26 protein-coding genes are annotated in these 24,176 nt (G+C 65.2%); 8 read left to right on the top strand and 18 right to left on the bottom strand.

The window, feature by feature from the left end; genetic code table 11:
• Window positions 1-25 precede the first annotated feature (25 nt).
• The 11 genes from ACSVIK_RS16840 to ACSVIK_RS16790 form a co-directional block, all read right to left on the bottom strand.
• Window positions 26-1,030: a chemotaxis response regulator protein-glutamate methylesterase gene (locus ACSVIK_RS16840; protein ID WP_442445400.1), complete on the bottom strand. Its 1,005-nt coding sequence runs from the start codon at window positions 1,028-1,030 to the stop codon at window positions 26-28.
• Window positions 1,027-3,270, bottom strand: coding sequence for a hybrid sensor histidine kinase/response regulator (locus ACSVIK_RS16835; protein WP_442445399.1), 2,244 nt, complete (start codon window positions 3,268-3,270; stop codon window positions 1,027-1,029). The genes ACSVIK_RS16840 and ACSVIK_RS16835 overlap by 4 nt, the downstream gene beginning before the upstream one ends.
• The gene (locus ACSVIK_RS16830; RefSeq protein ID WP_442445398.1) at window positions 3,267-3,941 is read right to left on the bottom strand and encodes a chemotaxis protein CheW; all 675 of its coding nucleotides are present in this window, start codon (window positions 3,939-3,941) and stop codon (window positions 3,267-3,269) included. Before ACSVIK_RS16830 ends, ACSVIK_RS16835 begins: the two co-directional genes overlap by 4 nt.
• On the bottom strand, window positions 3,934-5,178 hold the full coding sequence (locus ACSVIK_RS16825; RefSeq protein ID WP_442445397.1) for a CheR family methyltransferase: 1,245 nt from the start codon (window positions 5,176-5,178) through the stop codon (window positions 3,934-3,936). The genes ACSVIK_RS16830 and ACSVIK_RS16825 overlap by 8 nt, the downstream gene beginning before the upstream one ends.
• A gap of 10 nt (window positions 5,179-5,188) precedes the next feature.
• Window positions 5,189-5,677, bottom strand: a complete 489-nt coding sequence (locus ACSVIK_RS16820; RefSeq protein ID WP_442445396.1) for a chemotaxis protein CheW — start codon at window positions 5,675-5,677, stop codon at window positions 5,189-5,191.
• Window positions 5,678-5,679: 2 nt separating this feature from the next.
• Window positions 5,680-7,311 carry a methyl-accepting chemotaxis protein gene (locus ACSVIK_RS16815; protein WP_442445395.1) on the bottom strand — a complete coding sequence of 544 codons (1,632 nt, stop codon included), beginning with the start codon at window positions 7,309-7,311 and terminating at the stop codon, window positions 5,680-5,682.
• Window positions 7,312-7,734: 423 nt separating this feature from the next.
• Window positions 7,735-8,262: an inorganic diphosphatase gene (gene ppa / locus ACSVIK_RS16810; RefSeq protein ID WP_013717208.1), complete on the bottom strand. Its 528-nt coding sequence runs from the start codon at window positions 8,260-8,262 to the stop codon at window positions 7,735-7,737.
• Between the two features lie 89 nt (window positions 8,263-8,351).
• On the bottom strand, window positions 8,352-9,179 hold the full coding sequence (locus tag ACSVIK_RS16805) for a zinc-dependent peptidase (RefSeq protein ID WP_442445394.1): 828 nt from the start codon (window positions 9,177-9,179) through the stop codon (window positions 8,352-8,354).
• A 77-nt stretch (window positions 9,180-9,256) separates the two neighbouring features.
• Window positions 9,257-9,712, bottom strand: a complete 456-nt coding sequence (locus ACSVIK_RS16800) for a GNAT family N-acetyltransferase (protein WP_442445393.1) — start codon at window positions 9,710-9,712, stop codon at window positions 9,257-9,259.
• A 163-nt stretch (window positions 9,713-9,875) separates the two neighbouring features.
• Entirely contained in the window at window positions 9,876-10,571 is a 696-nt protein-coding gene (locus ACSVIK_RS16795) for a FadR/GntR family transcriptional regulator (protein ID WP_442445392.1), read from the bottom strand.
• 33 nt (window positions 10,572-10,604) lie between these two features.
• Window positions 10,605-11,921, bottom strand: coding sequence for a C4-dicarboxylate transporter DctA (locus ACSVIK_RS16790; RefSeq protein ID WP_442445391.1), 1,317 nt, complete (start codon window positions 11,919-11,921; stop codon window positions 10,605-10,607).
• 289 nt (window positions 11,922-12,210) lie between these two features.
• Between ACSVIK_RS16790 and mpl the strand changes: the two genes are divergently transcribed.
• The 4 genes from mpl to ACSVIK_RS16770 are packed head-to-tail and all read left to right on the top strand — an operon-like array spanning window position 12,211 to window position 14,779.
• Window positions 12,211-13,566 (top strand): UDP-N-acetylmuramate:L-alanyl-gamma-D-glutamyl-meso-diaminopimelate ligase, encoded by a 1,356-nt coding sequence (gene mpl, locus ACSVIK_RS16785; RefSeq protein WP_442445390.1) that lies wholly within the window; start codon window positions 12,211-12,213, stop codon window positions 13,564-13,566.
• On the top strand, window positions 13,567-14,196 hold the full coding sequence (ubiX, locus tag ACSVIK_RS16780) for a flavin prenyltransferase UbiX (protein WP_442445389.1): 630 nt from the start codon (window positions 13,567-13,569) through the stop codon (window positions 14,194-14,196).
• 14 nt (window positions 14,197-14,210) lie between these two features.
• The gene (locus ACSVIK_RS16775) at window positions 14,211-14,495 is read left to right on the top strand and encodes a DUF2845 domain-containing protein (RefSeq protein WP_442445388.1); all 285 of its coding nucleotides are present in this window, start codon (window positions 14,211-14,213) and stop codon (window positions 14,493-14,495) included.
• Complete coding sequence (locus ACSVIK_RS16770; RefSeq protein ID WP_442445387.1) at window positions 14,492-14,779, top strand: YceK/YidQ family lipoprotein; 288 nt, start codon at window positions 14,492-14,494, stop codon at window positions 14,777-14,779. The genes ACSVIK_RS16775 and ACSVIK_RS16770 overlap by 4 nt, the downstream gene beginning before the upstream one ends.
• 131 nt (window positions 14,780-14,910) lie before the next feature.
• Here the strand turns inward: ACSVIK_RS16770 and ACSVIK_RS16765 are convergent, their stop codons facing one another.
• The 5 genes from ACSVIK_RS16765 to ACSVIK_RS16745 form a co-directional block, all read right to left on the bottom strand.
• Window positions 14,911-15,390, bottom strand: coding sequence for a YbaK/EbsC family protein (locus tag ACSVIK_RS16765; protein ID WP_277373833.1), 480 nt, complete (start codon window positions 15,388-15,390; stop codon window positions 14,911-14,913).
• A gap of 255 nt (window positions 15,391-15,645) precedes the next feature.
• On the bottom strand, window positions 15,646-15,951 hold the full coding sequence (locus ACSVIK_RS16760; protein WP_442445386.1) for a DUF5629 family protein: 306 nt from the start codon (window positions 15,949-15,951) through the stop codon (window positions 15,646-15,648).
• A 4-nt stretch (window positions 15,952-15,955) separates the two neighbouring features.
• A complete protein-coding gene (locus ACSVIK_RS16755) occupies window positions 15,956-16,597 on the bottom strand; it encodes an oxidoreductase (RefSeq protein ID WP_442445385.1) in 642 nt (213 codons plus the stop codon).
• Window positions 16,598-16,626: 29 nt separating this feature from the next.
• A complete protein-coding gene (locus ACSVIK_RS16750) occupies window positions 16,627-18,351 on the bottom strand; it encodes a C13 family peptidase (RefSeq protein ID WP_442445384.1) in 1,725 nt (574 codons plus the stop codon).
• A gap of 153 nt (window positions 18,352-18,504) precedes the next feature.
• Window positions 18,505-18,960: a MaoC family dehydratase gene (locus ACSVIK_RS16745; protein WP_442445383.1), complete on the bottom strand. Its 456-nt coding sequence runs from the start codon at window positions 18,958-18,960 to the stop codon at window positions 18,505-18,507.
• Window positions 18,961-19,344: 384 nt separating this feature from the next.
• Here ACSVIK_RS16745 and ACSVIK_RS16740 point away from each other — a divergent pair, with 384 nt between their 5' ends.
• From ACSVIK_RS16740 to ACSVIK_RS16730, 3 genes are all read left to right on the top strand, one after another.
• The gene (locus tag ACSVIK_RS16740; RefSeq protein WP_442445382.1) at window positions 19,345-19,704 is read left to right on the top strand and encodes a CidA/LrgA family protein; all 360 of its coding nucleotides are present in this window, start codon (window positions 19,345-19,347) and stop codon (window positions 19,702-19,704) included.
• Window positions 19,701-20,417 carry an LrgB family protein gene (locus tag ACSVIK_RS16735; RefSeq protein ID WP_442445381.1) on the top strand — a complete coding sequence of 239 codons (717 nt, stop codon included), beginning with the start codon at window positions 19,701-19,703 and terminating at the stop codon, window positions 20,415-20,417. The genes ACSVIK_RS16740 and ACSVIK_RS16735 overlap by 4 nt, the downstream gene beginning before the upstream one ends.
• Window positions 20,418-20,478: 61 nt before the next feature.
• Window positions 20,479-21,063, top strand: coding sequence for an LON peptidase substrate-binding domain-containing protein (locus ACSVIK_RS16730; RefSeq protein ID WP_442445380.1), 585 nt, complete (start codon window positions 20,479-20,481; stop codon window positions 21,061-21,063).
• A gap of 2 nt (window positions 21,064-21,065) precedes the next feature.
• Here ACSVIK_RS16730 and ACSVIK_RS16725 read toward each other — a convergent pair whose 3' ends face one another.
• On the bottom strand, window positions 21,066-22,382 hold the full coding sequence (locus ACSVIK_RS16725; RefSeq protein WP_442445379.1) for a bifunctional DedA family/phosphatase PAP2 family protein: 1,317 nt from the start codon (window positions 22,380-22,382) through the stop codon (window positions 21,066-21,068).
• Window positions 22,379-23,095 (bottom strand): DNA-3-methyladenine glycosylase, encoded by a 717-nt coding sequence (locus tag ACSVIK_RS16720; protein ID WP_442445378.1) that lies wholly within the window; start codon window positions 23,093-23,095, stop codon window positions 22,379-22,381. Before ACSVIK_RS16720 ends, ACSVIK_RS16725 begins: the two co-directional genes overlap by 4 nt.
• Before the next feature lie 66 nt (window positions 23,096-23,161).
• Between ACSVIK_RS16720 and ACSVIK_RS16715 the strand changes: the two genes are divergently transcribed.
• On the top strand, window positions 23,162-24,016 hold the full coding sequence (locus tag ACSVIK_RS16715) for a class I SAM-dependent methyltransferase (protein ID WP_442445377.1): 855 nt from the start codon (window positions 23,162-23,164) through the stop codon (window positions 24,014-24,016).
• Window positions 24,017-24,176 lie beyond the last annotated feature (160 nt).

Below are 24,176 nucleotides of genomic sequence, written 5' to 3'. Positions count from 1 at the left end.
GCCAATATGTGAATGTTGAAGGCGCTCAGCCCAGTCGCTCGACCAGGCGCGCCGCGATCCTGCCCAGTGGCAGGACTTCGACCGCAGCATCCAGCGCCACGGCGGCCTTGGGCATGCCATACACGGCACTGCTGGCCTGATCCTGGGCGATGGTGTGGAAGCCGCGTTCGCGCATCCGTTTCAGCCCTTGTGCCCCGTCGCGCCCCATGCCGGTCAGGAGTACGCCGATCGCCTCGCCGCGCCAGTGGCTGGCCACGCTCTCGAAGAACACATCGATAGAGGGACGATAGACCTGATCGAGCGGTTCGCGACGATATTCCAGATGCCCCTGCTCGGTCAGATACAGATGATTGTTGGTGCCGGCCAGCAAGACGGCGCCGGGTTGCAGGGCTTCGCCGTCCCGGGCCAGGCGTACGGGCATCTGCGACTCGCTGGCCAGCCATTGTGCCATGCCGGCGGCGAACACCTCGTCGACATGCTGAACCAGCACGATGCTGGAGGCAAAGTCTGCGGGAATTTCCCTGAGCAGCTCCACCAGCGAGGCCGGGCCACCGGCGGAGGCGCCGATGGCCACCAGGCTCCGGCCACGGTTCTCGTTACCGCTCAGAGGCGACTGTCTGACCGAGCGCGAGGTCTTGTGGCCGATCATCCAGGCGATGTTGTGGATCTTGCGGCGCAGGGTCGCCGCGTCGAGCGTCTGTTGCGGGCCGAGCGACGGCACGGCGACCACGTCCAGGGCGCCGGCGCCCATGGCATCGAACACCTGGGTCATGTTGCGCTCGACATCGGAGGTGACGATGAGGATGGCGCAGGGGGTGTCCTGCATGATCAGGCGGGTCGCCTGCACGCCGTCCATGCCGGGCATCAGCATGTCCATCAGCAGCAGGTCGGGCCGATCCTCCTGACAGCGGCGCACGGCTTCCTCGCCATTGTCCGCTACCCAGATCACCTGGTATTGCGGCTCCGTGGCCAGCGCGCGGCGCAGGGCCTCGATGGCCAGTGGCATGTCATTGGCAATGGCGATCCTCATTCGCGGGCCTCACCGATCAGGGTTTGTACGGCATCGAGCAGTGCTTCGTCATGGAAGCTCGCCTTGGCCAGATAATAGTCGGCACCGGCCTCCAGACCACGGCGGCGATCCTCTTCGCGATCCTTGTAGGACACCACCATCACCGGCAGCGAGCGCAGGCGCGGATCCTGGCGCACCAGCGTGACCAGCTCGATGCCGTCCATGCGCGGCATGTCGATGTCGCTGATCAGCAGGTCGAAGTGCCCGGCGCGCAGGGCGTTCCAGCCGTCCATGCCGTCGACGGCCACTTCCACCTGATAGCCGCGGCTGAGCAGCAGCTTGCGCTCCAGTTCGCGCACCGTCAGCGAGTCGTCGACCACCAGCACGCGCTTGGCCTGTGTCTGGCGCGCCTGGCCGCCATGGTCGACCCGCTGCAGGTGGCCGGTGCCGAGTAGTTTGCCCACCGAGTTGAGCAGGTCATCGACATCGAGGATCAGCACCGGCGTACCATCGTGCAGCAAGGCGCCTGCCGCCACGTCGCGCACTTTGCCCAGGCGGGGGTCGAGTGGCATCAGCACCAGGGTGTACTCGCCGACGAAGGCCTCCACGGCCAGGCCATGGCAGCGCTCGCGATCACGGATCAGCACGATCGGGATGTCGTCCTGCTCGCCTTGTGCTTCGGGGCGCTGCAGTAATTGGGCGACGGAGATCAGGCCGATATGTTCGTCCTCCAGCCAGAACTGCTGGCGCCCTTCGAGCTGGACGATGGCGCTGCGCGGCAGGCGCAGCATGCGTTCGATCTGTGCCAGTGGGAAGGCATAGGCCTCGCCGCCGATGGTCACCACCAGGGCACGCACCACCGACAGGGTCAGCGGCAGTTCGAGGTGGAACAGGCAGCCCGCCTGTGGGCTGCGCAACAGGCGGACATTGCCGCGCATGCGGCGAATCTCGTGCTGCACCACATCCAGGCCGACGCCACGCCCGGAGACTTCGGTGACTTGCTGGCTGAGGCTGAAGCCGGGCAGGAAGAGGAAGGCCAGCAGTTCTTCCTCGGTCATCTGCGCCACCTGTTCCGCCGAGGCCAACTGACGGTTCACCACGGCCTGGGCGACGCGGTCGAGGTCGATGCCGGCGCCATCGTCGCTGACTTCCAGCACCAGCATGCCGGCATGGTGGCGGGCGCGCAGTTGCACGCAGCCTTCCTCCGCCTTGCCCTTGCGCGTGCGCTCGGTCGGCTGCTCGATGCCATGGTCGACGGCATTGCGCAGCAGGTGGGTCAGTGGCGCTTCCAGGCGTTGCAGCACGTCGCGGTCGACCTGGGTGTTGTCGCCTTCGATCTCCAGGCGCACCTGCTTGCCCAGCGAACGGCCGAGATCACGCAGCATGCGCGCCTGGCCGCCGAGGACATCGGCAAACGGGCGCATGCGCGCCGCCAGGGCCAGGTCATAGAGCTGCTGGGTGCGCTGGCCGCCATGCCAGACGAAGTCGTCGAACAACTCCTGATGAGCCTGCAACTGCTGCTGGCATTCGATCAGCAGGTTGCGACTCTCGTTGAACAGGGCCTGGGCGGTGGCATCCAGCGCGCTGCCGAGCAGGTGTTCGCGCAGTGACTCAAGGGTGCGTCGCGCCGCTTCCTGTTGGCGTTTGAGACGCTGCAGAGCTGCGCTCAAGGGTTTGGTGCGCTGGAACTCCACCAGTGACTTGCCGGAGAGGTCGATCAGGTGATCGAAGCGTTCGGCCGATACGCGCAGCACTCGGGCGTTGCGTTCGTCCGCCTGTGGCTCGCTGGATGCCGCGGCAGCGGCAGGATTTGCCGGCCCTTGAGCGGCGGTCGCGCTGGGCACGGTTGCCGCTGTCGGGGCTGCTGCGGGCTGGCCGAACAGCGTGCGCAGGCGCGCGGTCAGGCTGGCCACCTCGGCGTCGAGGGCCTCGTTGGGCTGGGCTTGGCCGATGCGCAGGAGCAGGTCGGAGCCCTGCAGCAGGGCGTCGATATGTTCCGGCGACAGGCGTAGCCGGTGTTCCTGGGCGGCTACCAGCATGTCTTCCATGACATGGGCGACCTGAACGCCATTGTCCAGGCCGACGATGCGCGCGGCCCCCTTGAGCGAGTGGGCTGCCCGCATGCAGGCTTCCAGTTGCCCGGCATTGACCGGGTCGCGCTCGAGCGTCAGCAGGCCGCTGTCGAACATCTGCTTCTGCGCCTCCGCCTCCAGGCGGAAGAGTTCCAGCAGCGATGCATCCCTCATCTGATCCGGTGTCACGCGAGGCTCCTGATCATGTGCTGTAGCAGTGCGTCGTCATCCAGTACGGTGATGCTGCGTTCCTGCCACTGCAGCACTCCGGCGCTGAAGCGACTGATGGCGCGGCTATCTTCGTGGCGTGGGTTGCTGATGCGTGCCAGCGGCACGCGCTGGGTACCGCTGACTTCGTCCACGGGGATCACCAACGGCCCGCTTTCGCTGTGCAGAATCAGCATGCGCGGGATCACTCGGCGAGTGTCGCTCGGCGCTGCCTGGCTCGGCAGGCCGAGCAGGTCGGCCAGCGACAGGCAGGCGACCAGTGTGCCGCGAACGTTGGTGACCCCAAGCAGGCCTTGCTCGTTGCGATGCGGCAGCACGTGGATCGGCGACACCGGCATCACCTCGGCCAGGCGCCGCGTGGCGATGCCCAGCCATTGTTCGCCGAGACGGAAGATCAGCAGCGAGCGCTGCTCGCCGACCGGCGCTGCTACCGCCTCTGTTTCGTCCTCTGCCGGGGCTTCGTTCTGCAGGCTGCCGTAGCGGTCGAGCAGGGCGATGGCGGCGGCGCCGTAGACCTCGCAGTTGCGGCAGTGGATATGACGCGCCAGGAGCGGGCAGCTCTTGTCGCCGAACACGCCGATGCGGTTCCAGCAGTCGTCCACCTGCGTCCGTTCGAGCAGGATTTCAGTCACGCTTGCCTACCTCCGTGTTCTGCGCACGCCGATATAGGCGCTGTGCACCGCTGGCGTCGCCCTGGGCTTGCAGGTGCGTGGCCAGGTGGGTGAGCGCCTCGCGATGTTGCGGGTCGAGATAGATGGCCTTGCGGTAGTAGGCGCAGGCCTGCTCGGCGTTGCCTTGCACATCACTGAGCAGGCCCAGCCAATAGTAGCCCTCGGCACTGGGGCCCTGTGCCTGCAGATGCTGCTCGCAGCGTTGTCGGGCTTCGTCGCTGCGCCCGGCGTTGGCCAGCGCGGCGACCTCTTGCCAGATGTCCCGCGCTTGGCTGGCAGGTGCGACCGGTGCCTGCACTGCCGGGCTGGGGCGCGGGCGCAGCGCGACACTGGGCCGTGGTGCCGGCAGCGGCGCCTGGCGCAGCGGCGGCGTGCTGGGGCGCGGCACGGGAGCGGGCGCCGGCCTGGGTGGCGCCAGGCGGAAGGCGAAGGTCTGTTGTCGGCCGATGGCCTGCAGGCCGTTCTGGCTGGCCAGGCTGGCTTCGGCTGGGCCGATGAACAGGGTGCCGCCTTCCTGCAATTGGCGCTTGAGCGACTCCAGCACGCGCACCTGGGTGGGGCGGTCGAAATAGATCAGCAGGTTGCGGCAGAAGATGAAATCGTAGGGGGACTGCCCTGCGAACAGCGCGGGATCCAGCAGGTTGCCGGTACGCAGGCTGACGCAGTCACGCACCTGGGCATCGAGCAGATATCCATCGGCCTGTTGCTGGAAGTGGCGCTGCCGAAATGCCAGTTGCTCGCCACGGAACGAGTTGCGCCCATACAGGCCGCGACGTGCCTGTTCCAGCACCTTGTCGCTGACGTCCAGCGCGTCGATCTGGAACTGTGCGGGCAGCAGACCGGCGTCGAGCAGGGTCATGGCGATGGAGTAGGGCTCCTCGCCGCTGGAGCAGGGCAGGCTGATCAGCCGCAGCGGGCGACTGCCGGCCAGCGGCAGCAGACGCTCGAGGGCCAGGCTGGCCAGCGCGGTGAAGGACTCGGGATAGCGGAAGAACCAGGTTTCCGGCACCACCACGGCTTCGATCAGGGCTTGCTGTTCGCGCGGCGAGCCGCCCAGGCCCGCCCAGTATTCTTCCAGCGTGCTCTGACCGAGCGCCGTCATGCGCTGGCGCACGGCACGCTCGATCACGCTGCGACCGATGGACTCGGCGTCCAGGCCGATACGGCTTTTGAGCAGGCGTTCGATGTGCTCGATCATGCCTTCAGCCTCATTCCTGCGCCTGGAACAGCAGGGCGCGCATGGCCGCATCGAGCAGGCCGTTCACCTCGATGCGCTGGATCAGGCCGGCGCCCTTGCCCTGTACCGGGCCGAGGTAGTCGGGCTGGCTTGCTTCCAGGCCCGTGGGCTGGAAGGCCTCGTCGGGCAGGCGCAGGGTGTTGGTGGCCTGTTCGAGAATCAGCCCCAGTACGGCATCCGGCGTGCCTGGGCGTACGGCGACATGCACCAGTACCAGGCGCGTGCTGCTGCGCGCCAGGGCTGGGCGGCCGAGCACGCGGCGGCTGAGATCGAGCACCGGGATCATCTGCCCGCGATGAGCGAGCAGGCCGGCGACCCAGTCCGGCGTCTCGGGAATCTGCTTGAGGCGGCGCAGCGGCAGCACCTCGACCACCATGCGGGCAGCGAGCGCATAGCGATCCTCGCCGAGCTGGAACTGCAGGTGCAGTTCGCCGGCCGACGCCTTGCTGGAGGCTTGCATGCTCAGACCTTGAAGCGGCTGACGCCAACACGCAGGTTGTTGGCCACCTGGTTCAGCTCGTCGATGGCACTGCCGGCCTGGCGCAGGGAGTCGACGGTCTGGCTGCTGGCCTCGCTCAGTTGCACCAGCGCCTGGTTGATCTGCTCGGCGCCGGTGGACTGCGCCTGCATGCCTTCGTTGACCATCTGGATGCGCGGTGCCAGGGCCTGCACCTGCTGGATGATCTGGCTGAGCTGGTCGCCCATCTGGGTCATCTCACCGATGCCGCGACGCACCTCTTCGGAGAACTTGTCCATGCCCATCACTCCGGCCGACACGGCGGACTGGATCTCGCGCACCATCTGCTCGATGTCGTAGGTGGCCACGGCGGTCTGGTCGGCCAGGCGGCGCACTTCCACCGCCACCACGGCGAAGCCCTTGCCGTATTCGCCGGCCTTCTCCGCCTCGATGGCGGCGTTTACCGACAGCAGGTTGGTCTGGTCGGCCACCTTGACGATGGTGGTGACCACCTGGGTGATGTTGCCGGCCTTCTCATTGAGGATCGACAGCTTGCCATTGACCACGTCAGCGGCGCCCATCACCTGATGCATGATCTCTTCCATGCGTGCCAGGCCAAGTTGCCCGGTGCCGGCGAGGATGGAGGTCTGCTCGGCGTTGTCGGACACCTCGCCCATGGTACGCACCAGGTCGCGCGAGGTGGCGGCGATCTCCCGCGAGGTGGCGCCAATCTCCGTGGTGGTGGCGGCGGTTTCCGTGGCGGTGGCCTGCTGTTGGCGTGAGGTGGCGGCGATTTCGGTGACCGAGGTGGTCATCTGCACGGCGGAGCGCTGGGCGCTGCCGACCAGGGTCTTGAGTTCGGCCACCATGCTGTTGAAACCCAGCTCGATGGCGTTGAATTCGTCGCGCCGTTGCAGGTCGAGGCGCGCCGACAGGTCACCGCTCTCGAGTGTCTTGAGGGTGGTGACGATGCGTTCCACCGGCTGGGTGATGGCGCGCATCAGCAGCCAACCGCAAACGGCTGCGGCGAGCACGGCGAGGAGGATGGCCATTAGCAGGTCGACCTCCAGGCCGAGCACTTCGTCGCGGATGCCATTGGCGGCACGATCCGATTGCAGTCGATTGCTTTCGATCAGATCGTCTAGGGTCTTCTGCCCCTTGTCCCAGGCGGGAAACACGTTCTGAAAACTGAAGGCGCTGGCCTCCTGGGGCGCGCCCTGACGGAGCAGTTCGCGCAGTTGCCCATGGCGGGTCATGTACTGCTCGTGCTGCGCCTCGAACGCCTCGAACAGGGCCTTGTCGCTCTCTTCGCGGATGGTTTTCTGGTAGAGCGCGAGCAAGTCATCGAGCTCAGCTTCGATCTGGCCGAAGGCTTCGAGATGGGCACCGAGCTTGTCGACGTTGCTGCCGCTGATGGCATCGATCAGGGTGCGGCGGGTCTCCAGCATGTGCCGAGCCCACTCATTCTGCGCCTTGCTGACGTAATAGGCGCCCGGCACGGAGTCGCTGAGCATGCTCTGCGTGCTGTTCTCGATATGCTTGAGGCGCAGATAGGAGGCGGCGGCGAGCAGAGCCAGGATGGCGATGACCAGTGTGAAGCTGGCAATGATTCGGTTACGTAAGGTCAGGTTCATCATCGTTCTCGGTGCCCTGGCTGATCCCTGCGAGTGTCGATTTACAGCATAGCGGTCTCGCAGCGGCTGGCGTGAAAAGCTGCGATGGCGCAATGCGAAAAGATTAGGGTCTGTTGACGTTTCGGCGCGAACCGCGTTGCTGCGCCAAATTGCGCCAAGCTAGGCGCAGGATGCAGGTAATGGTCGTTCCCTTGCCAAATCCTGCAACGACGCATGGCGCAATTTGCCGCGCAACCCGAAGGGGCGGGCCAATTTTTGCGTGGCGCGTCGTTACTCGACGGCTCATTTGGGCGACCAAACTTCGCGTCTCGCGCCTAGCCCCACGCAAAAACTGGCTCCGTCGCGGCCGCGAGCGAAACGTCAACAGACCCTAGGAAAGACAATAAAAAAGCCGGCTTGTGGCCGGCTTTTCGGAGGTGTCAGGGCTTACTTCTGGTATGCCGCGACTGCCTTGTTGATCAGGCCGCGGGCTTCTTCAGCGCCGCCCCAGCCTTCTACCTTGACCCACTTGCCCTTCTCCAGATCCTTGTAGTTCTCGAAGAAGTGCTTGATCTGCTCGATCAGTAGCGCGGGCAGGTCGGTGTATTCCTGAACGTCCTTGTACAGAACGGTCAGCTTGTCGTGCGGTACGGCAACCAGCTTGGCGTCGCCGCCGGCTTCGTCGCTCATGTGCAGTACGCCCACCGGACGGGCGCGAATCACCGAACCCGGTGCGACCGGGTAAGGGGTCACGACCAGCACGTCGAGGGGGTCGCCGTCGTCGGCCAGGGTGTGCGGGATGAAACCGTAGTTGGCCGGGTAGAACATCGGCGTGGCCATGAAGCGGTCGACCATCAGGCAGTCGGTGTCATGGTCGATTTCGTATTTGATCGGCGCGTGGTTGGCCGGGATTTCGATGGCAACGTAGATGTCGTTCGGCAGGTCTTTGCCAGCCGGGATCTTGCTGTAGCTCATGGGGGAACTCCCAGGGAGGGCCAAAAAGTGGGGCGCATTATAGGCAGATTCGCGTGGCGTTACTACGTCAGCCTAATTAGCAATTGGTCTCAGGCATTGGTCGCGGTTTCGACCCTCTGGTAGTCAGGGTGTTCCGCCTGCAGTCGCTGCAAGCGGGCCAGGGTGTCCTGGCGGTAGAACAGCGCCAGTTGCCGGTAAACCTCGGGGAAAGCATGCGCCAGCAGATCCGGAGCGCTGAAGAAGTATTCGCTGGTCACGGCGAAGAACTCCGCCGGGTCTTCGGCGGCATAGGGGTCGATGGCGGTTTCGGCTTCGAGGTTGGCGTTCAGCTCGGCGTTCAGCGCGTCATAGGCGCCTTGCATGGCGTTAGCCCAGTCCTGCACGCGCATGTCGCGGTGCAGCGGTGGCAGGCCATTGGCGCTGCCGTCGAGCATGTCCAGCTTGTGCGCCAGCTCATGGATCACCAGGTTGTAACCCTCCCAGCCGCCGCTGGTCTCGACGCCGGGCCAGGCGAGGATCACCGGGCCTTGCAGCCAGGCTTCGCCGCTGCGCGCGTCGTCCCATTCGTGCTCGATACCGGCGGCGTCGCGGTGGCGTTGAGGGCTGAGAAAATCGTCGGGATACAGGACTATCTCGTGAAAGCCGCGATACCAGTCGAGCTCCTCCAGGTTCAGCAGCGGCAACTGCGCCTGGGTGGCCAGCAGCAGATGCTCGACCGGGCCGAGCTCGAGGCCGGGCAGGGCGGTCAGGTGCTTGTCGTGCAGGAACAGCACGGCGCGTTCGCGCAGGCGCTGCAGCTCCAGCTCGTCGAGGCCGTCGAGAATCGCCAGGCGCTGGCGCACTGCGGCCCAGTGCTCGGCAGCGACCGGGTTGCGTTCGAGGGTGCGACGACGGCGCCAGGCCTTGAGTGACCACATGGGGAGAGCTTCGCGGTTGAAAACCCGACAATCATGAGAGCGCTGGCCGCTTGCGGCAAGCCAGCGCGGCTGGCGAGTCAGTCTTCGTTGATGGGCAGCACATAGTTCTTGAACTGCTCGTCCTCGTGGAAACCGATGGACTCGTAGACCTTCTGCGCCACCTCGTTGTCACGGCTGGTGGCCACGCGCATGCGCACGGCGTTGGTGTCCTTGGCCATCTGCTTGGCGGTGTGCAGCAGGCGGTCGGCCACCAGTTGGCGGCGTGCGTCTTCGGCCACGTAGATGTCGTTGAGAATCCACACGCGCTTGAGCGACAGCGAGGAGTAGCTGGGGTAGAGCTGGCAGAAGCCGAGCAGTTTGTCTTCATCGTCGGCCAGGGCCAGGTAGATCACCGATTCCTTGCGGCGCAGGCGCTTCTCGAGGAATTTGCGCGAGGACTCCGGGAACGGCAGTTCGTTGTAGAACTCGCGGTATTTGACGAACAGCGGGGTCAACAGATCCAGGTGCTCCAGGGTGGCTTGGACGATGCGCATGGCGGGCCTCGACTTCTGTGGTGGGCTGGAGTTGTTGTGTGGCAGGCCTGTCGATGCTGCCTCAAAGCCAGTTGAAAGCGCAATCCAAGCAAGCGTTTGATTTTATGCGCAGGGATGCAGAGCGTCTGAGTTGCGGGGCAGCGAGGCTTCCAGGCCGGTGGGCTCAGGTGGCGGGTAGCTGCAACTGCAGGCCGAGGCGGCTGCCTTCGTTGAGGATGTGCTGGCGCATGGCGCGGCTGGCCAGCTCGCTGTCGCGGCGGCGGATGGCGCGCAGGATGCTTTCGTGTTCCTCGAGAATCTGCTCGGCGTGTTCGGGTTCACGCAGAACCGGGCCTTCGCTCTGCTCCAGCGCCCCGGCGGTTTGCTGAGAGACGCTGAGGAAGATGGGGTTGGAAGTGATGGCGACCAGCTTGCGATGAAAGGCCGTGTAGGCACTGGCCAACGCCGGCGGGTCGCGATCCTCGACGGCCTCGCGCATGTCCATGACCAGCAGCCGCAACTGGCTCAGGGCGTTGTCGTCCACCGACTGCGCTACCAGGCCGGCGATGAAGGGCTCCAGGGCGTAGCGCAGTTGCAGCACGTTCTCTAGGGTGGCGGCCCTGGCACTGGCCTGCGTTGCCGCAACATCGACGGGCTGCGGTGCGTCGAGCACCAGCACCCCCTTGCCGGGCAGGGAGCGCAGCACACCGAGGGTTTCCAGCACGGTGATGGCTTCGCGCAGGCTTGGTCGGCTGATTTGCAGTTGCTCGGCCAGTTCACGCTGCCCGGGTAGCATCTGCCCGGCCGGCCACTGCCCACGCTTTATGGGCTCGAGTAGCTTCTGCACGATGGCGTTGAGCCGTTTGGATGATGCGAACACTGAGCCTTTCCTCTGTATTGAGCCTGCAGGCCGTCAGGCATCCGTGCTGCCCGGGCGCGCCAGTTGTGCGCGCGCTTCGTCGGCGCTGGCCTGGGCCGGATTGGCGATGCACTGTTGGGCATGCTCGAGATCCATGTCGTTCTCCCAGCGGGCGATGGCCACGGTGGCGACGCAGTTGCCGGTGAGGTTGGTCAGCGCCCGGCCGATGCCCATGAACCAGTCCACCGAGAGTACCAGCACCAGCCCGGCAGCAGGGATGGCCGGTACGGCGCTGAGGGTGGCGGCGAGGATGACTAGCGCCGAGCCGGGAATGCCGTGGGCGCCCTTGGAGGTCACCAGCGACACCAGCAGGATGGTCAGCAAATCGCCAAACGAAAGTGGCGTGCCCGTGGCATGGGCGATGAACACCACAGCCAGGGTCAGGTAAATGGAAAAGCCGTCCAGGTTGAAGGAATAGCCGGTGGGAATCACCAGGCCGACGGTGGAGCTGCGAATGCCGAGGCGTTCCAGCTTGCGCATCACCTGCGGCAGCACGGCGTCGGAGGAGGCCGTGCCGAAGACGATCACCAGTTCCTCGCGGAAATAACGCAGAAACGGCAGCAATGGCAGGCCACACACACGCAAGACGCTGCCCAGCACCAGTACCACGAAGAGGATGCAAGTGAGGTAGAACACCGCCACCAGTGCACCCAGGTGGCTCAGGGATTCCAGGCCGTAGCGGCTGGTGGTGAAGGCCACCGCGCCGAACACGCCGATGGGCGCCAGGCGCACGATCATGCCCATGATGCGGAAGATCACGTGGCTGACCTCGCCGATCAGCTTCGATAGCCCAGCCGCCTGCTCGCCCACCAGGTTCAGGGCGCTGCCGAACAGCACGGCGAACAGCAGCACCTGGAGAATATTGTTCTCGGCGAAGGCGCTGAACACCGAGGTGGGAATCAGGCCGAGGATGAACTCGATCGGGCCGTGCAGATGGGCGCCTGAGCTCAAGGCCGCTGCATCGTTACCAGACAGGTTGGCGAGGTCGATGTTGGCGCCGGAGCCAAGGCCCAGGCCATAGGCCACGGCCAGGCCGATGACCAGCGCGACCGTGGTCAGCACCTCGAAGTAGATCACCGATTTCAGGCCGATGCGCCCCACCTTTTTCAGATCGCCGGCGCCGGAGATGCCGTTGACCACGACGCAGAAGACGATCAGTGCAATGAGCATCTTGATCAGCTTGATGAAGCCGTCGCCGAGCGGCTTGAGCTGCGATGACAGATCCGGCAGGGCGACCCCGACGAGGATGCCGAGTATCAGGCCGATGATGACCTGCAGGAATATCGAGCGGGAGCAAAGCTTGAGCAGCATGGCGGGGGTCTCCGTTCGGTAGGTTCGTGGCGCTCCCTGAAGAGGCGTCGACAGCGAACACTATTCATTGTTGTGGTATTACCGGTCAGACCAGTCGAGCCTAGGGCGAATAGCGGATTTTTGGCAAGCCCCTTTTGTCCATCCTGGCTTCGTGATGCCGTTACCGCGGCGGCGATCTTTATCCGCCCGCTTCGGTCAAACGGCGGCAGCGACGGCCATGGCGTCGGCGCTGTGCTAACCTGCCGCCATTGCGCCAAGGCCCTCAACAGGGCACGTATCGAGGTCATCCATGCATATCCATATTCTCGGCATCTGCGGCACCTTCATGGGCTCGCTGGCCGTTCTGGCCAAGGAGCTTGGCCACCGCGTCACCGGCTCCGATGCCAACGTCTACCCACCCATGAGTACCCAACTCGAAGCTCAGGGCATCGAGCTGATGCAGGGTTACGACCCGGCGCACCTGCAGCCGGCGCCCGATCTGGTGGTGGTGGGCAACGCTATGAGCCGGGGCAATCCGGCGGTCGAATACGTGCTGAACAAGGGCCTGCCCTATGTCTCCGGCCCGCAGTGGCTGGCCGATCACGTGCTGCAGGGGCGCTGGGTGCTGGCGGTGGCCGGCACTCATGGCAAGACCAGCAGCTCGAGCATGCTGGCCTGGGTGCTGGAGCATGCCGGCATGAGCCCGGGCTTTCTGATCGGTGGCGTACCGCAGAACTTCGGGATTTCCGCGCGCCTGGGCGACACGCCGTTCTTCGTGGTCGAGGCCGACGAGTACGACAGCGCCTTCTTCGACAAGCGCAGCAAGTTCGTCCATTACCGCCCGCGCACGGCCATCCTCAACAACCTGGAATTCGACCATGCGGATATCTTCCCGGATCTGGCGGCCATCGAGCGGCAGTTCCACCATCTGGTGCGCATCATTCCCAGCGAAGGTCTGGTCATCCACCCGGCCCGCGAAACCGCGCTGGCGCGGGTGATCGAGATGGGTTGCTGGACGCCGGTGCAGACTACTGGCGAGGGCGGCCAGTGGCAGGCGCGCCTGCTCAGTGCCGACGGCTCGCGCTTCGAGGTGAGTTTCGACGGCAAGGTCGAGGGCACTGTGCAGTGGAACCTCACCGGCCAGCACAACGTCGCCAACGCCCTGGCCGTGCTGGCGGCGGCGCGCCATGTCGGCGTGGTACCGGCATTGGGGATCGAGGCGTTGGGCCAGTTCATCAACGCCAAGCGGCGCATGGAAAAGGTTGCCGAGGTGAATGGCGTGACCATTTTCGACGATTTCGCTCATCACCCCACCGCCATCGCCACCACCCTGGATGGCCTGCGCAAGCGCGTCGGTGATAACACTCAGGTGATTGCGGTGATCGAGCCACGTTCCAATTCCATGAAGCTCGGCGCCCACCGCGACGGCCTGGCCGAGTCTGCCGAACAGGCCGATGCGGTGTTCTGGTATGCGCCGCCCAATCTGGGCTGGGATCTGGCCGCCACCGTGGCCCAGGCACGCAACCCGACGCGGGTGTGCGACTCGCTGGAGTCGATCATCGACGGCGTGAAGACCCTGGCGCGCCCCGGCACCCAGGTGGTGGTCATGAGCAATGGTGGCTTTGGCGGTCTGCACGGCAAGCTGGCCAAGGCCCTGGAGGGATAAATGTCAGGCCCTGAGAGAATCACCCTGGCCATGACCGGCGCCTCTGGCGCGCAATACGGCCTGCGCCTGCTCGACTGCCTGGTGCAGGAAGATCGCGAAGTGCACTTCCTGATCTCCAAGGCCGCACAACTGGTGATGGCCACCGAAACCGACGTGGTGCTGCCGGCCAAGCCGCAGGCCATGGCGCAGTTTCTCACCGAGTACACCGGCGCGGCGCCTGGGCAGGTGCGCGTCTATGGCAAGGAAGACTGGATGGCGCCAGCGGCCTCCGGCTCCGGTGCGCCGACCGCCATGGTGGTGGTGCCCTGCAGCACCGGCACTCTGTCGGCCATCGCCACGGGCGCCTGCAACAACCTGATCGAGCGCGCCGCGGATGTGGCCTTGAAGGAGCGTCGCCAGTTGATTCTGGTGCCGCGCGAGGCGCCGTATTCCAGCATCCACCTGGAGAACATGCTCAAGCTGTCGAACCTGGGCGTGACCATCCTGCCGGCCTCGCCCGGCTTCTATCACCAGCCGCAGACGCTGGATGATCTGGTGGATTTCGTCGTCGCGCGCATTCTCAATTGCCTGGGCATCCCCCAGGACATGCTGCCCCGGTGGGGCGAGCATCATCTGGTATCGGACGAATAGGGAGATCCATGTCCATGGCCAATCGTTACCTGTTGGGCTGCCTGTTGGCCCTTTCTATGATGCCTGCTGCGCAGGCTTCGATGCGCTGCGGCACTATGCTGATAAACGAGGGCGATCTGACGGTGGATGTCCGACGCAAATGCGGCGAGCCTGACCACCGCGAGGTGATCCCACCCAGCAGTCCGCAAGGTGGCGGCGTAACGGTGGAGCAGTGGGTCTACGGGCCAAGCAACGGCATGTATCGTTACCTGCGCTTTCTCGACGGCAAGTTGGTCGAGATCCGGGTTACGCGCGGATGAGGCAGGCGCTGCTGGTCGGCTTGGCGCTGCTGAGCCTCACCGGCTGCGCTACCGTGCGCACGCTGGATGCGGCCAAGCCGGGCGCACCGGTGGTGTATGCCGGCACGCGGCTGGACTGGTACGCCATCCGGGGTGGCTGCTGCCCGCTGGAGCGTTTCGGCGCCGAGGCGCCGCGATATGCCGGGCTGGATCTGCCGGCCAGCGCCCTGCTCGATACCCTGTTGTTGCCGTTCTCGCTGGCTGCGGCCCTCGGTGTGAGCCTGGGTGTCAGCGGCGGGTTGTAGGATAAGGCTTGAGGCGGCTATGACGCCGTAGGGTGCGCTGTGCGCACCGGTTTTCTGCGGCGCTGTGTTGCCTTGAGTCAATCCGCAATGTTTCGGTGCGCACGGCGCACCCTACGGGTAGGTTGACCCGTTCAGCAGGGCTCCGTTTCCACTTCCTGGCACACGTCGATCCACTCGGCATCCACCAGTTCGGCCATGCGCTGCGGGGCGATACGCACGGCGCTGTGGGTGGCGCCGGCGGCGGGCAGCACTTCGTCGAAGGCCAGCAGCGAACGGTCGCAGTAGACGCTCAAGGGAGTAGCCAGGCCGAACGGGCAGACGCCGCCAACCGGATGGCTGGTCAGCTCGATGACGGTCTGCGCGTCGAGCATGCGCGCCTTGGCGCCGAAGCATTCCTTCATTTTGCGGTTGTCGATGCGTGCATCGCCACGGGCGACGATCAGCAGGTCGCGCTCGGCGATGCGAAAGGCCAGGGTCTTGGCTATCTGTCCCGGCGATACGCCATGGGCTTCGGCAGCCAGCGCCACCGTGGCGGTGCTGGTCTCCAGCTCGATGATGGCGATGTCGGGTGCCTTGGCGGCAAAGAAGGCGCGTACAGAGGCCAGGCTCATGAAGCGTTTCCCCAGGTCTGTCGAGATGGCGACTTCACCACTGCCAGCTTCCTGCGGGCCAAGCGCGTTTTCGTCATGCTGCGCCCTGTGGTGGCAACCACGTCTGAACGAAGGGGCCATGCTCTCGCTGCATGCCCGGCACGTCAAGGCCTTTGCTGGCACTTGGCCGGTAGATGCCTCGTTTTCGCGGCGCGATCCGGCTCGTTTCGCTCCAGGGGCTGTTACTGTGCGCTCATGACGAAACGGCAACAGACCCTAAGCATCGTCTTCGAGGTTGTCACCGCAGAAGGCTGCGAAGCACTTGAGTCGATGGCTGCCGTGTTCATCCTCAAGTTGCCAGCTATCGCTGGAGACTTCGTGCCGCGCGGCCTGTACGGCCGCCAGGCTGAATTGCCAGGTGCGCCGGGTGCGGCCGTCCATGCATTCGATCCACAGCAGCGGCTGCCCGGCATTGGCCTGCGGGTCGCTCAGCAGGCCGTCGTCCAGCTCGAACTGCCAGGCGTGCAGGCCATCGATTTCCAGCATGTCGGCGCTCTGTAGCGCCACGATCAGGCTTGCCATTCCCTCAGCGCCCCAGACGGCGCAGATCGGCCGATTCGATCACGCGGGTACCGTCCTGTTCTTCCAGCGCCAGGCGCCACAGGGCACGGGCCAGTACGCAGGCATCGATGGCCCGGTACTTGCCCGGCAGCCAGCGCAGCAGCGGCGCGGCCAGGCGCTCGCCGAGACGAAACTCATGCCGGGTGCCGAGCAGCAAGGAAGGGCGGGCGATGGTCAGTTGTGGCCAGCCCATGGCTTTCAGCGCCTCTTCGGTTTCCCCCTTGACGCGGTTGTAGAATACCGAGGAACCGGGGTTGGCGCCGAGTGCGCTGATCACCACCAGATGGCGGGCGCCAAGTTCGCGAGCGCGGCGGGCGAAAGCCAGGATCAGGTCATGGTCGACCGCACGGAAGGCCTCCTGCGAGCCAGCCTGCTTGATGGTGCTGCCCAGGCAGCAGAAGGCGGTGTCCACCGGGCCGCTCAGGCTCGGCAGCAACTCGGCGAGGTCTCCGACCGGGTTTTCTAGGTGCGGGTGCGTGGCCAGCGGGCGGCGGGTAGGCGCTAGCACGCGGGCTATGGTGGGTTCGCTGAGCAGGCGGTCGAGCAGGTGCTCGCCGGTCAGGCCGGTGGCGCCTGCGATGAGAATGTGCTGTGGGGTCAGGTGCATGCAGGGGTCTCTTGTCCGTTAGAGCCAGCTTAATGGTTTACGGCTTTGCTGGCCACGGCGTTCAAGGCGCGCTCGGCCTGGCTCTGGCGCAGATTGCGCCATTGCTGGAGCACCTCGCGCGGTGCCCAGATTTGCGGTTCGGAGGGCTCGAAGCCATCGCTCTGCTCGCGTTCGGCGACCCGTTCCTTGGCCAGCTCGAAGGCTCGCTCGAGATTGTCGGTCTCGCCCAGGGCCTCGGCGAACAGGGCGCGGCCGAAGTAGGTGAAGTCGTTTTCCTCGCTGCAGCCAAAGGACACTCGGTCGGCGCGTGCAGCGGTCATCACCAGGGTCTTGTCGTCTTTCAGTGGTGGGATGAAACCGCCGGAGTAGCAGGCGGAGATCACCACCACCTTGTAGCGATCCTTCAAGGGGGCGAGCACGGCCGCCAGCTCGCTGGCCGGCAGATCGTCGAGCTGCAGGCGCGGCAGGTCGAGGTTCAGTTCGTGGTGGCGCGAGCCGTGGCTGGTCAGGTAGATGAACACCAGGTCTTCTGCGCCGCTGCGTTCGGCCAGGGCCTGGGCGGCGCGGGCCAGGTTCTCGCGGGTGGCCAGGGGGCGGTCGGCGAGGTGGTCGCGGTGGTTGACCAGGCTGATGCTGCCATGGGCACCGAAGCGCTCGCGCAGCATCCGGCTGACGTAATCGGCCTCGCGCATGAACACGCTCTGCTTCCCGTCGCCGGCCAGGGTCAGGGCGTAGAGTTCGCGTGCTGGCGTGGAGGCGGGAATGGCCGCGATGGCCTCGTCGAGCAGACGGCCCTGATCGAGCAGACCCAGCTCGAGGCTGTCCGGCAGGCGACGACCCTGTTCGTCGCGTATTCGCCGACCGCGCTGCCAGGTGCCGGCCTGGCGTGTGCCATCGGCCAGGGTGAGGGTGCCCTTGCCACTGTATTGGCCATCGGCGAAATGGCCCTGGTAGACACTGCCGTCGGCCAGGGTCAGGAGGCCTTCGCCGGCGTACTGCCAGTCCTCGAACTGGCCGAGGTAGCGGCTGCCATCGGCACCGACGTATTCGCCCTCGCCCTGCATCACGCCCTCGACGAACTCGCCGGCCCAGACGTCGCCGCTGGCGCTCTGGTAGCGCCCTTTGCCGTGGAACTCGCCACCCTTGAAGCCGCCGCTGTAGGTGTCGCCATCGGCGTTGCCGTAGCTGCCCTGGCCATCCAGCAGGCCCTGGCTGAACTGGCCGCTGAACTGGTTGCCGTAGGCGTCCTTGCGCACACCCTGGCCCTTCGGTTGGCCATCGACGAATTGCCCCTGGAAGCTGCTGCCATCGGCCAGCTCCAGGGTGCCCAGACCGTGGAAACGGTCATCGCGGAATTCGCCCTGATATTTCTGCCCGGCTTGCTCCAGCAGGCCTTCACCACTGAAACGGTTGCGCGCGAAACCGCCCTCGTAGCGGCTGCCATCGGGATACGTCAGGGTGCCCTGGCCGTGGAACATGCCTTCATGGAAGTCGCCCTGATAGTGCTCGCCGCCTGGCCCTTGCCATTCACCAGGGCCTTCCAGTTGGCCGTCCTTGAACTGGCCGGTGAACCAGCTGCCATTGCGGTAGTCAAGCCGCCCTGGCCCTTGCAGCAGGCCATTGACCACCTCGCCACGGTACTGCGCACCATCGGGCAGCACGGCATCGGGCGGCAGTACCTGGCGCACATCGTCGCAGGCAGCGAGCAGCAGGCTCAGACAGAGAGGGGCAAGGCGCAGGGTGGGCGAAATCATGACGGACATCCTGGTCGAGAGCATCGGCACGCAGTATGCCCCATGCTTGTCGGCTCGTGCTGTAGCCGTGCACATTCCAGGTGCGAAGAATGGCGGGCCGCAAGGCCCGCGTTGGCGGCGCCGTCGTTTCGTGGCGAAACGACGATTTCTGGATCAGACGAAGCAGAGGGTCAGCGGTTCGGCGATGTAGGCCGGCTTTTCCTGGCCTTCGATCTCCAGCACGGCGCGGGCCTTGAGCAGCCACTGACCGGGGTTTTTCTCGCTGACGTCGGTCAGGGTCACCACCAGGCGCACGCGCGAGTCGACCTTCACCGGCTGGATGAAACGCACGCTGTCCAGGCCATAGTTGACCGCCATCTTCAGGCCCTGGGGCAGCACCATAATGCCCTCCATCAGCATGGGAATCAGCGACAGCGACAGGAAACCATGGGCGATGGTGCCGCCGAATGGCGTGTGCTTGGCTTTTTCCGGGTCGACGTGGATGAACTGATGGTCGCCGGTGCATTCGGCGAACTGGTTGATGCGCTGTTGATCGATAGTCAGCCAGTCGGACTTGCCCAGTTCCTTGCCGACATGATCCTTGAGTTCTGCAACGGGGACTAACTGCATGGTTTCTCCTTGAAGACGCGGGTGTTCTTGTTGTTGGCGTGATGTCCTGAGGGTAGATCATCATGGGGCTATCGCCCGGTCAACCCTGCCGCCGCGCCCTGAATGACACGGCATAGACCAGGTTGAATAAGCAATACAGGGGCCAGAGCCCCTATAGGGCACCTCTAAAAACTACCTGCGTTGCCATCGCTGCGTTAAAAACAGGCTCAAAATGCTCATTTACAACGCGTAAACTGCGCTTTTTCGCCTGTTTTTGCCTTGTGCTGGCTGCCTCGCCTACGTTTTTAGAGGCGCCCTATAATTGCTGACTTGCCTTCACGGATGACCACAATCCCCTTCCTTGGTTGGGCTGTAGTCATCGCTCGTCGTTTGGAGATCCTGTTCATGTTGCTTCGCGGCCTGTCCTGGCTGGTGTTGTGCCAGCTGCTCGGCACCGTCCTCAACGTACTGTTCTTGCCCATGCTGCCCGGGCCGATCCTCGGCATGCTGTTGCTGTTCGTCTTTCTCATGCTGCGTGGCGAGGTGGGCGAGCCTCTGAGTGTGGCCTCCAGCAGCCTGCTCAAGTACTTGCCGCTGATTCTGGTGCCGCCTGCGGTGGGGGTGATGGCCTATGCCAGCGATATCGCCGAGGACTTCTGGGCGGTGGCCGGTGCTTTGCTGCTGTCCTTGCTGCTGTCGGTGGCGTTCGCCGGCTGGCTGATGCAGAAACTGATCGAGCGCCAGCAAGGTCGGGAGGAAGCATGAGCCTCGATTGGCAGGGCGCGTGGCAGGCGCTGATCCATCATCCGCTGTTCGGTATCGGTATCACCCTGGGGGCCTACCAGCTCGCCATGGCCGCCTACGAACGCACCCGTTGGGTATTCCTGCAGCCGGTGCTGGTGTCCATGCTCACAGTGATCGGTATTCTCCTGCTCAGTGGCCTGAGCTTCGCCGAGTACAAGAACAGCGTAGCCGCACTGACCCTGTTGCTCGGCCCGGCCACCGTGGCCCTGGCCGTGCCGCTGTACCTGAACCTGCGGCGCATCCGCCAGTTGTTCTGGCCGATCATCCTGACTCTGGGGCTGGCCGGTACCCTGGCCACCGTGCTGGGGGTGGGGCTGGCCTGGCTGTTCGGTGCCGAGCACCTGATGCTGATGAGCATGGCGCCGAAATCGGTGACCTCGCCGATCGCCATGCTGGTGGCCGATCAGATTGGCGGCATCGCCGCGCTGGCAGCGGTGTTCGTGATGATCACCGGGGTCATCGGCGCCATGGTCGGGCCGTCCGTGCTGCGTTTGTGCCGGGTGCGACATCCGGCGGCCCAGGGCATGGCGCTGGGCATCACCGCGCATGCCGTGGGCACGGCGCGGGCCCTGCAGGAAGGCGACGAGTGTGGCGCCTTCGCCGCCCTGGCCATGAGCCTGATGGGGGTGATCACTGCCGTGTTGCTGCCCCTGGCCATCGCTTTGCTGGTGTGAGTCGACCGCTGCTCTCTGGCACACTGCGCAGCACCGATATGCTGCGCAAGGTCGCCTGCCGATGAACCTGCCTCTGTTTCCACTCAATACCGTGCTGTTTCCCGGCTGCATGCTCGATCTGCAGCTATTCGAGGCACGTTACCTGGACATGATCAGTCGCTGCATGAAGCAGGGCAGTGGCTTCGGCGTGGTGTGCATCGTCGAGGGGGAAGAAGTGGGTGAGGCCGCCAGCCGGTTTGCCAGCATCGGCTGCGAGGCCCTGGTGCGCGATTTTCAGCAGCGGCCCAACGGCTTGCTCGGCATTCGTGTCGAGGGCGGGCGGCGCTTTCGCGTGGAGCGCGCGCAGGTGCTGCCCGATCAGTTGACCATCGCCGAGGTGGCCTGGCTGGGCGAGCAGGCCGATCAGCCCCTGCTGCCCGAGCATGCCGACCTCGCCGCCTTGCTCACGGCCCTGGCCGAACACCCACTGGTCTCCGGGCTGGGCATGGCCAGCCTGGTTGGCGGTCAACAGCAACTGGCCAATCAGCTCGCCTACCTGCTGCCTCTGGATCCGCTGCAAAAGCTCGAACTGCTGCAGCAGTGCGACCCCACCTTGCGTCTGGAGCGCCTGCATGCACTGCTCGATCAGCTCCAGGGCGAGGCCTGACTTCAATAGCTGTAGCGCAGCAAAGCCGCTGACAACTGCCAGGTGGCCATGCCGCCAAGCACCGCCAGGCAGGCCGGCAGTACCACCCACCACAGGCGCGCCGGCAGCGCTGGCAGCACCTGATGACGTTGCCAGAAGGTCAGGCTGAGGCCGCACATGGCCGAGGCCAGCACGGCGCCAGCGATGATGTCGCTGGGCCAGTGCACGCCGAGATAGACCCGCGATAGCGCGATGGCCAGTGCCGGCAGGCCCGCTACCACCAGCCAGGCCAGGCGCAGGCGGGCGGATTGGCCGCGCCCGGCCAGCACCCCCAGCACCAGGAAGAAGGCGAAGGCTGCCGAGCTGTGACCACTGGGAAAGCTGAAGCTGGTCAGCGGCTCGCTGAGGATGTCCGGGCGGGCGCGGGCAAAGCCATGCTTCAAGGTGGTATTGGCCAGTGCGGTGAACAACAGGGTCGAACCGGCAAACAGCAGGTGGCGCCATTGCCGGGCGAGCAGCAGCAGGCCGCACAGCACCAGGGCGGCGATCAGCTGGGTGTTGAAGTCGCCGAGGCGCGTCAGCACCACGATCCACTTGTCCAGGTGCGCCTGGCGCTGTTCCTGCACCAGGGTCAGCAGGCCCTGGTCGAGCGCGTCCAGATGCGGCCAGCCGAGTATCATCCCCAGCAGCAGGAGCAGGCTGAGGCCGCCAGCGATCAGGCTGGCGCGGCGTTTCTCGACCAGGCTGGCCTGGATGGTCAGCAGCAGGATCAGGCCGATGGCACCTAGCAGTACGGCGGCTTCGGTCCAGAACCCCTGTGCCATCGGCAGACGCAGCGCCGCGCCGGTGGCCCAGCCCGGCAGCAGATAGGCCACGGCCCAGCCGGCGGCGGCCACCAGGGTGACGGCGATGAAGCGCACCAGCGGCATGTCGAGCATGCCGGCGACCAGTGGCAGCATCGGTCGCAGGGGGCCGATGAAGCGCCCCACCAGCAGGCTGGCAACGCCGTAACGGCGGAAGTACGCCTCGGCATGCATCAACCAGTCAGGGTGGTTGCGCAGGATCGGCAGGCGCGTGATGCCGTTCTGGAAGCGTCGACCCAGGGCATAGGACAGCGCATCGCCACACAGGCCGCCGGCGTAGGCCAGCAGCAGCGTCTCCCACAGGCTGAGCACGCCGCTGCCGGCGAGCAGCGCGACGCTGAACAGCAGCACCACGCCTGGCAGCAGGATACCCACCAGGGCCAGGCACTCGAGCAGGGCGATAAGAAAGATCGCCAGCCCCAGCCACTGGGGGTGGCCGCTCAGCCAGGTGGTCAGGGTGTCGAGCCAGGCGCTCATGCAACTCCTCCGCAAAGGGTGATCAAACGATAGTCGCGGCCTTCGACCTGGCCACGACGCAGCGGGTTGCGCGTGCAATGACGGGCATAGGCCGCGTCGACGAAGCGGTACGGCAGGTGTTCGTCGCGCCCGTGGGGGATGCCCAGGCGTGCGCATTGCACGATGTGCTGCGGACGCTCGCCAACATCCTCGACGAATAGCCGCGCCAGGTCGAAACGTTGCCCATCCCAATCCGGCACCTTCAGCGCCAGGGCCTTGCACAGCAGGGTCTGGCCGGCGCACAGGCGCTCAGGCGAGCGCGTCTGGCCCTGGGTGTCGGGGTTGTTGTGCTGCATGACTGCCAGTGCTTCGGTGCCGCTGACGGCATCGATCCAGGGGTGGGCGGACTTGATAAGCACCGCGTTGCCCGGGCCCTGGGCGCTGAAGTTCAGCGAGTCGCCGCCGCGCGCATAATACATGTAGATATGCCCGCCATCGGCGAACAGTGCCTTGCGCTTCTCGGTATAGCCGAGCGAGGCATGGCTGCCTTTGTCGACCAGGTAATAGGCTTCGGTCTCGATGATCCTTGCGCTGAGCCAGAGCCCACTGACGCGATGACGGATCACCTTGCCGAGCAGCTCCTGAGCCACCTGCTGAGCATCGCGATCGAAGAAGGTATCGGGCAGGGGGCGGGCACCGGGCCAGGGCAAACTAAGGGTGGGTTCGCTGGACATGATCTGTCGAAGGGGCTCGCAGCCATCTAATCTGAGGGCGCGAGCATACCAATAAGAGCCTTAAAAATGCCTGAACGCGCCCGGGTCAGCAGCGCCCATATCAGCCCCTCGGCACATTACACCGGCTACGTCTGGTATCGCCATCAGCTATCCGACCCGGCTTTCGTCACACCTTTCGGGCGTTTCGTGCATGGCCTGCTCTGGCCCATCAGCTGGGGCGCGCGGGCTGGCTTCGATCTGGATATCGAGACCTTGCTGTTGCAGCGGCATCTGCAGATCGATGCGCAACTGACCCAGGCCATCGAGCAGGGCGGTGTGAGCCAGGTCGTGGAAATCGCCTGCGGTCTGTCGCCACGTGGTCGACGTTTTCGCCAGCGCTACCCACAGCTGCGCTACGTCGAGGCGGATCTGCCGGCGATGGCGGCGCGCAAGCGCTCGCTGTTGCGTGAAGCCGGCTGGCTGAGCGAGGAGCATCTGGTGCGCAGCGTGGACATCCTCGCACCGCGCGGTGGCCATTGCCTGGCCAGCCTCTTCGCCGAGCTGGATCGGCGCCAGCCGGTACTGGTGATCACCGAAGGCCTGGTCAATTACTTCGAGCTGCCGGTCATCGAGGGCTTCTGGACGCGGCTGGCCGAAGAGCTGCGGGCATTCGCCGGCGGCACCTACCTCACCGACCTGTACCCGGATCTACGCGAACATCCGCGTTATCGCCAGTTGCGTTGGGGCGTGGATCTGGTCGGCCGCCTGACGCGCGGCAGCTACCCCCTGCATTACCGTGACCATAACGAGATAATTGCAGGCTTTCAGCGCTGTGGTTTCGCTCAGGTGCAGGTGCTGGATCCCAGCGCCGATGCGGCGCGCCTGGGCTTGCCGCAGGCGCGGCAGCCGGGCTTGGTACGGGTGATTCAGGCGCAGGTTTGAGGCGCGCGGAAAAAGTGGGTTCTTCGCGGAATCTCGGGGAATCAGTATTGATACCGGACTGGCAAGTTTGTGTGTGTGTTTGTTGCTTGTTCCGGATTGCCGCGTTTTTGTTGATGTTTTTGGTTTCGCCCTCCCGGGCGAGTCACTTTGCGGGCAAAGT

This window comes from Pseudomonas sp. NCHU5216 (assembly GCF_052156495.1).
Classification (GTDB): Bacteria; Pseudomonadota; Gammaproteobacteria; order Pseudomonadales; family Pseudomonadaceae; genus Aquipseudomonas.
The sequence above is the reverse complement of the archived record's forward strand: the minus strand, read 5'-3'. Positions and strand labels throughout refer to the sequence as shown.

Excerpts from the sequence above, each read along its gene's own strand:
- ACSVIK_RS16840 (WP_442445400.1), bottom strand. The coding sequence starts at position 1,030 with ATGAGGATCGCCATTGCCAATGACATGCCACTGGCCATCGAGGCCCTG.
- ACSVIK_RS16825 (WP_442445397.1), bottom strand. The coding sequence starts at position 5,178 with ATGATCGAGCACATCGAACGCCTGCTCAAAAGCCGTATCGGCCTGGAC.
- ACSVIK_RS16820 (WP_442445396.1), bottom strand. The coding sequence starts at position 5,677 with ATGCAAGCCTCCAGCAAGGCGTCGGCCGGCGAACTGCACCTGCAGTTC.
- ACSVIK_RS16815 (WP_442445395.1), bottom strand. The coding sequence starts at position 7,311 with ATGATGAACCTGACCTTACGTAACCGAATCATTGCCAGCTTCACACTG.
- ppa (WP_013717208.1), bottom strand. The coding sequence starts at position 8,262 with ATGAGCTACAGCAAGATCCCGGCTGGCAAAGACCTGCCGAACGACATC.
- ACSVIK_RS16805 (WP_442445394.1), bottom strand. The coding sequence starts at position 9,179 with ATGTGGTCACTCAAGGCCTGGCGCCGTCGTCGCACCCTCGAACGCAAC.
- ACSVIK_RS16800 (WP_442445393.1), bottom strand. The coding sequence starts at position 9,712 with ATGCGCATCGTCCAAGCCACCCTGGAGCACCTGGATCTGTTGACCCCG.
- ACSVIK_RS16790 (WP_442445391.1), bottom strand. The coding sequence starts at position 11,921 with ATGCTGCTCAAGCTTTGCTCCCGCTCGATATTCCTGCAGGTCATCATC.
- mpl (WP_442445390.1), top strand. The coding sequence starts at position 12,211 with ATGCATATCCATATTCTCGGCATCTGCGGCACCTTCATGGGCTCGCTG.
- ubiX (WP_442445389.1), top strand. The coding sequence starts at position 13,567 with ATGTCAGGCCCTGAGAGAATCACCCTGGCCATGACCGGCGCCTCTGGC.
- ACSVIK_RS16775 (WP_442445388.1), top strand. The coding sequence starts at position 14,211 with ATGGCCAATCGTTACCTGTTGGGCTGCCTGTTGGCCCTTTCTATGATG.
- ACSVIK_RS16770 (WP_442445387.1), top strand. The coding sequence starts at position 14,492 with ATGAGGCAGGCGCTGCTGGTCGGCTTGGCGCTGCTGAGCCTCACCGGC.
- ACSVIK_RS16765 (WP_277373833.1), bottom strand. The coding sequence starts at position 15,390 with ATGAGCCTGGCCTCTGTACGCGCCTTCTTTGCCGCCAAGGCACCCGAC.
- ACSVIK_RS16760 (WP_442445386.1), bottom strand. The coding sequence starts at position 15,951 with ATGGCAAGCCTGATCGTGGCGCTACAGAGCGCCGACATGCTGGAAATC.
- ACSVIK_RS16755 (WP_442445385.1), bottom strand. The coding sequence starts at position 16,597 with ATGCACCTGACCCCACAGCACATTCTCATCGCAGGCGCCACCGGCCTG.
- ACSVIK_RS16750 (WP_442445384.1), bottom strand. The coding sequence starts at position 18,351 with ATGATTTCGCCCACCCTGCGCCTTGCCCCTCTCTGTCTGAGCCTGCTG.
- ACSVIK_RS16745 (WP_442445383.1), bottom strand. The coding sequence starts at position 18,960 with ATGCAGTTAGTCCCCGTTGCAGAACTCAAGGATCATGTCGGCAAGGAA.
- ACSVIK_RS16740 (WP_442445382.1), top strand. The coding sequence starts at position 19,345 with ATGTTGCTTCGCGGCCTGTCCTGGCTGGTGTTGTGCCAGCTGCTCGGC.
- ACSVIK_RS16735 (WP_442445381.1), top strand. The coding sequence starts at position 19,701 with ATGAGCCTCGATTGGCAGGGCGCGTGGCAGGCGCTGATCCATCATCCG.
- ACSVIK_RS16730 (WP_442445380.1), top strand. The coding sequence starts at position 20,479 with ATGAACCTGCCTCTGTTTCCACTCAATACCGTGCTGTTTCCCGGCTGC.
- ACSVIK_RS16725 (WP_442445379.1), bottom strand. The coding sequence starts at position 22,382 with ATGAGCGCCTGGCTCGACACCCTGACCACCTGGCTGAGCGGCCACCCC.
- ACSVIK_RS16720 (WP_442445378.1), bottom strand. The coding sequence starts at position 23,095 with ATGTCCAGCGAACCCACCCTTAGTTTGCCCTGGCCCGGTGCCCGCCCC.
- ACSVIK_RS16715 (WP_442445377.1), top strand. The coding sequence starts at position 23,162 with ATGCCTGAACGCGCCCGGGTCAGCAGCGCCCATATCAGCCCCTCGGCA.